The sequence below is a fragment of the Deltaproteobacteria bacterium genome (genome assembly GCA_020845895.1).
In the GTDB taxonomy this organism is placed as follows: Bacteria; Lernaellota; Lernaellaia; order JACKCT01; family JACKCT01; genus JADLEX01.
On record JADLEX010000146.1, the window covers coordinates 1 to 7,210 of the forward strand.

A 7,210-nucleotide genomic window follows, 5' to 3' on the forward strand; every position below is an offset into this window, starting at 1 on the left:
CGACGCCCGATCCCTTCGTTGTGAATCAGGCGGCGGTAAAGATTCTGAACCCGGGGCTCTTCAAGAACGACGAGTATTTCGGCGTTTCGCTCGAATCGGGCTCGATGCTGCTCGGCGCGCAGGCGATCAGCTTCGCGATGCCGGTCAACAATCAGTGGTTGGTGACGGTGCCGAGACGAAATCAGTTCGTTGTAACTCCTCGCCAATCGTGCAACATCATTCGATAGGCGGATATAATGGCCAAGAAATATCAGGCAGTGTTTCCTGATTTGGTTTCGAGAGTAAAACTCGGCGAACGACCGCAAGAGTTAAAGCCGGGAGTAGAATCGCCATTTATTGGGGGCAATTTGATTATACCACCTTCTTTGACAAATTTCGGAAAAGAAATTCTAATTCCAGGTTCAATAGCAGGAATGTTGCGTGGCCAGCGCACAGATCTTACGCCCGCTGACGTTGTATTCGGTATCGCGCTAGTGGTTGCGGGGACTGTTTTGAATTATGAGTATGCAAGATGGCGTGATGGTCATGGTAAAGACGACAAGGAAGACGAGCCCACGCCAACACCCGAACCGGAACCAACGCCGACAGATCCGCCTGAGGATCCTCCGGATGACGATGGCAAAGAAGACGATCCCCACAACCCAGGTTCAGAGAGTCTCTATCCGCCGCTTGACGGGTATTTAATTCCACGAGTTGAACAATCTGCGTCAAAATTTGGCGTACCTCTCGATTCCAGAACCCTATCGTTAGCGCTCTACATCATGGAAGCCGCCATGCTTTTTCCAAAAAACATTTAAAACGGATCTATTCGATGACACAAAACAGGTTAAGCAGCATAAAGAAATTTTCGCTGATCATTGTAAAGTATATAAGTTTTTTGTTTGCGACGATTTGCCTGATGGTTTTAATAACGATTTTTTGGGAAGCATGGAGAACGGAGAATGCATTGAATTGGTCAAGTGTGCCTGATGCGGCCGCTAGATGTGGAATTGTTGGAGGTATAATATCTCTATACATGTTCATGCTCAATAGAAGACGGTCAAAATAGAAATCTGGGAATCCTTGGACATGGATGAGTTGTTTTTGGACTCCGGGGACACGATCGAATGGCACTAAGATAAGCCTCTATCTCCTCGGAATCATGGCGTTTTCGCTTTGGGACGCCGTTGGTGTAGGCGTTGACGACCTGTCGTGACAGGGCGCGAAAATTCGTCGACCGTGATTTCGGGAACGCGGTTTCGCACGATGGCGTTGCGGAATTGGGGAACCGGCGGCGCCGACAGCGCGGCGTCGCCATGCCCGCGCACTGGCGTTTTCGGCACGGACGTCGCGACAACAGCCCGCACCACGTCGCGGGCGGGGGCGCCCGCGCCACACGCGACAGCCCGCGCACTGGCGTTTGCGGCCCGGACGTTGCGACAACGGCCGGCGCCACGCGGACGCGTCTTCGCGCGTTTGTTGACGCGCGTCGGGCGTTTGCCGTAATGGTGTACCGGCCCGCGAAAAACGGCTCACGTACGCCCGCGCCCCGCGTCGCCCCCCGGCGGCGATCGGCGAAGGTTTGAAGAGACGGCATGATCCTGCTCGTTGACGACGAAGTGCTCAACCGCAAGCTGCTGCAGTGGTCGCTCTCCAAGGCGGGCTACGAGTTTATCCACGCCACGAACGGCCACGAGGCGATCAAGATCGCCCAGCAGGGCGGGGTGGACATCATCCTGCTCGACCTGATGATGCCCGAGCTCGACGGATTCGGCTTTCTGGAGTGGAAAAACTCCGCGCCGGTCGAGATCCGCGAGATCCCGGTCATCGTCAACTCGGCCCTCTCGGACATGGACTCGATCAAGCGCGCGCTCAACATGGGCGCGTACGACTATTTCTCGAAGCCGCTGTCCAGCGACGCCCTCGAGGTGCTGCTGCCGACGAAGGTCAAGAACGCGATCGAAAGCTCCCGCGCCCTGCGTGCGCTGCGCCAGCGGACGGAGGAGCTGAACGCCGAGCTGCAGGCCGCGGAGCGCTTCCAGACCTCCATGCTGCCGAGCCCGGACCAGTACCTGCCGCTGCGTTTCCAGTATCTGTATCGCCCGTGCTCGCTGGTGGGCGGGGATTTTTTCGACGTGTACCGGATCGACGCGAACCGCATCGCCCTGTTCATCGGCGACGTCACGGGGCACGGCCTCAAGGCCGGGATGATGTCGTTCATGGTCAAGTCGATCTTCCGCGAGCTGGCCTCGCGCGAGCCCGCGCCTCGCACGCTCGTCGATTCGCTCAACCGCGCGCTCTGCCAGGTCTTTGATGCCGGGCACTACATCACGGGCGTGTACGGCGTCTTCGACTTTTCGCGAAATGTCTTCGAGTACGCGAACTGCGCCCACCCCCGACCGCTCCTCGTGAGCGACGGTGAAGCGGTGCGTGTGATCGAGGGCGGCGGGCATTTTCTCGGGATGATGGAAGACATTTTGATTGAAACCGGCTCGCTGGAGTTCGCGCACGGGGCGCGGCTGCTCATGTACACCGACGGCGTGACCGAGGCGCTTGACACGCACGGCGCGCAGATCGAGACGAACGGGCTGGCGCGGATCGTGGAATCGCTGCCCAAGGACGACCCGGCCGCGTGGTGCGCGGGCGTCTGGGACAAGGTGGTCGAGCGGACGGGCAAACAGGAATTCGTGGACGACGTGCTGGTCGTCGCCTGCTGGGCGGACGACGCCAAGTGAATATTGAATGACCGTTGGACCGATGAATTGCGTTGACGTGTGCGACATGAGGAGGTTTGAAGGTGAAGACCGAAGTGATTCGCGGTGAAGACGGGGTGAATGTCGTCTTCGATGGGAACATCGACCTGTCGAGCGTGGACGAGATCCGGCGTTCGCTGGAGGACGTCGGACGGCTCGGTGAACGACGGGTCGTGCTGGATCTGAATCGCGTGGAGTTCGTGGACAGCGCCGGGCTCGGCGCGCTCGTGACGTTCTACAAGAGCCACCCCCAGAGCCGGATCGTCTTCAGCCAGGTGAACGACCGCATCCGGAAGCTTTTTCAGATCACGCGGCTCGATACGCTCTTCCAGATCGAATAGGCGTGTCTCCCGTCGCGCTCCGCCGCGCCTTGACACGGTCCGGGCGGCGTGCGGACAATGTCGCCATGAGACTCGCGCGGCTCCCGATCGTTCTCGTCGTTTTCGCGTGCCTGGCCGCCGTCGGGTGCCCCGACGAGTGGGGCAACGAACTGTCGGGGTTCGACACCGACGGCATCGCCAACGATTCGGCGGACATCCTCACCGGGCGTGCGACGCTCGAGGGGCAGGGCGACAACGCATCGATCCAGATCCTTCTCGGCCAGCTCGACCTGTCGATGCTCACCGCGGATGGCGGTCTATACCGCTTGCCGCGCGACCTGCCCGAGGGCGAATGGGAGCTCGAGGCCCGCTATCCGTACCACCATTCGGCGAAGCTGTCGTTTCAGATCGAGAACGGCGTTCCGACCGACCCGCTTCCGGACATCACGCTGGAACGGGCGCTGGACTTCACCGTCACCACCAACGGCTATTTCTTCACGTTCGGCGACAGCGTGATCGTCACCCTCGCCGTGGAGAATATTTCCACCGAACCGCACGAAATCCGCAGTTCGAAAAAGCCCATCGAGGCGATGGCGGTGGTTCGCAACGGCGAGATCGTGTTCGGCGGGCTCGTCCCGGGACTCGTGGATGACGAAACGGTTCTGACGTTCGAGCCGGGAGACACGCTCTTCTACGAGTTCCTCTGGAAGATCGGGGGGATAAACATCTCTCCGGGCGAATACGAGATCTACGCCGTGCTGACCAGCGATCTCACGCACCCGGAATATTTTTCGAAACCGGTCGACGGTCAGGCGGACCTGAACGCCGGTCTTTTCGAACGGCTGCGGCCCGCCGTCATTCGCGTCGATTAATCGATTCCACCGCGAAGCAGATCTTCGAGCCGTTCGACGTGACGTGCGAGGTCGTGTTCCTCGCGCACGTGCTCGCGTCCGGCCCGGCCCAACATTCGGGCGCGTTCCGTGTCGTCCAGAAGCCCATCGACGCATCGGCGTAGCGCCTCGACATCGCCCGGGGGAAACAACAGGCCGTCGACGCCGTCACGCACGACTTCGGGAAGGCTGCCGTGATTCGAGGCGACGACGGGGGTTGCGTGGGCGTGTGCCTCGAGCACGACGTTGGGGACGTTTTCCTTCCACAAGGACGGAACGATCACGGCGAGCGCATCGCGGTAGAGACGCCCGAGCGCGTCGTCGTTCAGTGCGCCGGTGAATTCGATGTTGGATGCGCCCTTGTCGCGAACGCGCACTTTGAGTGATCGGGCGAACTCCCCGGTGTCGTCCCCCGCGACGACGAGCTTCCAGTTTCGTCCCATCGCGGCTTCCAACGCGACTTGCGGCCCCTTGGCCTCGTAGAGCCCGCCGACGACCAGCAGAAACGGCTCGTCCTCGTGCGGCACACCGGGAGCGTTCGGGATGTACGGCGTCGGCGTCGGCAGATGCGCGAGTCGCGACGATTCGATGCCGCACCCGCGCAGACGATCCATCAGATATCGCGACGGGCACGCGAACGTGCGCGGGATGCGGTCAGCTCCCCGGACGCGGGCGACCGTCATGGCGCCGACGCGGGCGGCGGTGACGGCGAGCGATCCCTTGAGGCATCGATGACGCACGGCGGGGGCGAGGCCGCGATCGCAGTCGTGGCACGGTACGCCATCGCGAAACGAGTTGTAGGCGGGGCAAATGGTCTGGAAATCCGACTGACGCCAGACCACGGGAATGCCGGCGTCCCGCGCGGCGAAAAACAGCTCCGGATATAGGTAGTGCGCGATCTGGAGCGCGTACACGACCTCGATCCGCTCACGGCGCATCACCTCGCGCGCCCGGTTTCGCACGTCGGGGTTGCGGAAGACGGACGCGGCCAGACGGGCCTTTTCGAGCGCGCGCAGTGGCCGATCGCCGTGCCGGATAAACTCTCCGTCGAGCGGTGGGTCGGGAAAGTCCGCGGCATAGGGCGTCGGCTTGTTACGCGCGTACCGCAGCGCGAACGGCACGACGTGGTGGCCTCGACGTTCGAGTTCGCCGAGGACATTGAAGAGATAGCGCTCGGGCCCGCCCGAGACGAAGAAGCGATTGGATGCGATCAGGATACGCACGGGCCGACGTTAACACCGCCCGCCCGTCGGGGACAATCGCGAGGCTCGGCCGGAGGTCTCGCTCGGCCTCAGGCGACCGTGTCCGCGGCGCGGACCATCTTCAGGGCCGTGAGCGCGGCAATCATCGAGGTCAGCTCGGGCAGCGACCAGCCGGTGACGTCGAGCAGATCGTTCACGCGATTGCGTCCGGTCATCGCGAAGACCGCCCGGCGTTCCTCGTCCGTCAGTTGCAGGTCGCCGATCCGAAAACCCTTGTCCTGCACGAAGGTGAAGATCGTCGAGTGGAAACGCGGGTAGAGGATCGCAATGTCGTCGGGGCGGAAGAAACGCCGCACGCCGCGGAAAATGAGCTCCTCGACCGAGAGCGCGATGGAGGTGTCGGAGGGGATCTCGGGTGCCTTTTTATTGAAGACGTACCGGCCGCCGGCCCAACCAAAAACGCTGACGCCCTTTTCGATCATCTGCCGCCGGAGCGCGAGTTCGAGTTCCGCCAGGTGAATCGAGCCCATCTCCAGCAACACCTCGCCGAGCAGCCGCCGGGTGCGGATCGCCACCGTCTGCGCGTCTTTGATGACGCCCGCGGGCAGGTCGCGCGTCGCCGCGAGGTGGTCGGCGAGCGTCAGTCCCGGAATGAGCCCCGACGAGATGTGTCCGAGCAGGCCCTCGCGGAAGTGCAGGGCGATTCCGTATTGCTCCGATGTAAACTCGACGACGCCCGTGCGTTTGTTGAGCGCCATGAGTCGCAGCACGCGCTCGGGGCGCACATCGAGCAGGTCGCCCACCGGGTTGATCGCCTTTTTCGCGGCGGATTGCGAGAGCAGACGAAAGTCCGTGGCGGTACCGCTGGGAGACTTCGCCTCGCGCTCGCGCTCCTGGATCAAATTGACGCCGAGGAGCTGCCCCACCGCTTGATACAGCCGCTGCACCGTGAGCGGCATGACGACCACGTCGTTGACGCCCCACTTGGTCCGCGCCTCGATCATCAGCCGACCCGACACGAGCGCCGTGGTGAGCAGAATCGGCGTCGTGCGATCGCGCATTTCGTCGCGGATCTTCCGGCAAAACGCGTAGCTGCTGCCGTTCACCAGATACGCGGGGATGACGATCAGGTCGGGTTTCCGGTTTTCATAGAATTCGATCGCCTCCTCGGCGTCGGTCGTCGTCTTGACCGCGAAACCGGCGTTGCGAAGCGGCTCCTTGAGGAGTTGGCATTCCTGCTGCGTGGTCTGCAAAACAAGAATCACGCCCCGCGCGGACTGCGTTTCGGTCGGCGTTTTCTCCGGGTCGTCGTATCGCACGTCGTTTCTCCGGCGTTAAACCATTCCCAATTCGGCGCGGGCGGCGGGGTCCAGATAGTTCTCGAAGCTCTTCTTGTCGGCCGAAGCGAGAAACGCCTCGACCGGGCGGACGAGCTGGCGTTTGAGAAGATCCGTCAGAGCCTGATCCATGAGCTGCATGCCCATCGCCTTGCTCGTCTGGATGAGCGACGGAATCTGGAAGGTTTTCTTCTCGCGGACGATGTTTGAGAGGGCCGGCGTTCCGAGAAGGATTTCGTAGGCCGCCACGCGACCCTTGCCGTCGGCCTTGGGCAGCAGCGCCTGTGCGATCACGCCCTTGAGCGATTCGGAGAGCATGACGCGGATCTGCTCCTGCATGTCGGCGGGGAACGAGTCGATGATGCGGTCCACGGTTTTGGTGGCGCTGGATGTGTGCAGCGTTCCGAAGACAAGGTGGCCCGTCTCGGCGGCGGTGATGGCCAGAGCGATCGTTTCGCGGTCGCGCATTTCGCCGACCAGGATGATGTCGGGATCCTCGCGCAGCGCCGCGCGCAGCGCGTCGGAAAAACTGTCCACGTTGTCGCCGAGCTGTCGCTGGTTCACGAGCCCCTTTTTGTTCTTGTGCACGAACTCGATGGGGTCTTCGATCGTCAGAATGTGCACCTGCCGGCTTTCGTTGATCGAGTCGATCATGGCGGCAAGCGTGGTCGATTTGCCCGACCCCGTCGGACCGGTCACGAGCACGAGCCCCTTGTGGAGCTGCGTCAG

At 61.9% G+C, this 7,210-nt stretch carries 8 protein-coding genes; 5 read left to right on the forward strand and 3 right to left on the reverse strand.

The annotated features are described in order from the left end of the window. From IT350_19840 to IT350_19860, 5 genes are all read left to right on the forward strand, one after another. Window positions 1–227: hypothetical protein (locus IT350_19840; GenBank protein MCC6160314.1), on the forward strand; the 227-nt coding region annotated here is incomplete at its 5' end. Window positions 228–236: 9 nt separating this feature from the next. Beyond that, entirely contained in the window at window positions 237–797 is a 561-nt protein-coding gene (locus IT350_19845) for a hypothetical protein (protein ID MCC6160315.1), read from the forward strand. 777 nt (window positions 798–1,574) lie between these two features. After that, entirely contained in the window at window positions 1,575–2,714 is a 1,140-nt protein-coding gene (locus tag IT350_19850; protein MCC6160316.1) for a SpoIIE family protein phosphatase, read from the forward strand. A gap of 62 nt (window positions 2,715–2,776) precedes the next feature. Next, on the forward strand, window positions 2,777–3,073 hold the full coding sequence (locus tag IT350_19855) for an STAS domain-containing protein (protein ID MCC6160317.1): 297 nt from the start codon (window positions 2,777–2,779) through the stop codon (window positions 3,071–3,073). A gap of 65 nt (window positions 3,074–3,138) precedes the next feature. Continuing rightward, the gene (locus IT350_19860) at window positions 3,139–3,924 is read left to right on the forward strand and encodes a hypothetical protein (GenBank protein MCC6160318.1); all 786 of its coding nucleotides are present in this window, start codon (window positions 3,139–3,141) and stop codon (window positions 3,922–3,924) included. Here IT350_19860 and IT350_19865 read toward each other — a convergent pair. From IT350_19865 to IT350_19875, 3 genes are all read right to left on the reverse strand, one after another. Then, complete coding sequence (locus IT350_19865; protein MCC6160319.1) at window positions 3,921–5,165, reverse strand: glycosyltransferase family 4 protein; 1,245 nt, start codon at window positions 5,163–5,165, stop codon at window positions 3,921–3,923. The genes IT350_19860 and IT350_19865 overlap by 4 nt on opposite strands. Before the next feature lie 68 nt (window positions 5,166–5,233). Beyond that, window positions 5,234–6,463 (reverse strand): response regulator, encoded by a 1,230-nt coding sequence (locus tag IT350_19870; protein ID MCC6160320.1) that lies wholly within the window; start codon window positions 6,461–6,463, stop codon window positions 5,234–5,236. Window positions 6,464–6,478: 15 nt separating this feature from the next. Continuing rightward, window positions 6,479–7,210, reverse strand: a 732-nt coding sequence (locus tag IT350_19875; protein MCC6160321.1) for a PilT/PilU family type 4a pilus ATPase, incomplete at its 5' end; no start/stop codon positions are given.

Excerpts from the sequence above, each read along its gene's own strand:
- IT350_19845 (MCC6160315.1), top strand. The coding sequence starts at position 237 with ATGGCCAAGAAATATCAGGCAGTGTTTCCTGATTTGGTTTCGAGAGTA.
- IT350_19850 (MCC6160316.1), top strand. The coding sequence starts at position 1,575 with ATGATCCTGCTCGTTGACGACGAAGTGCTCAACCGCAAGCTGCTGCAG.
- IT350_19860 (MCC6160318.1), top strand. The coding sequence starts at position 3,139 with ATGAGACTCGCGCGGCTCCCGATCGTTCTCGTCGTTTTCGCGTGCCTG.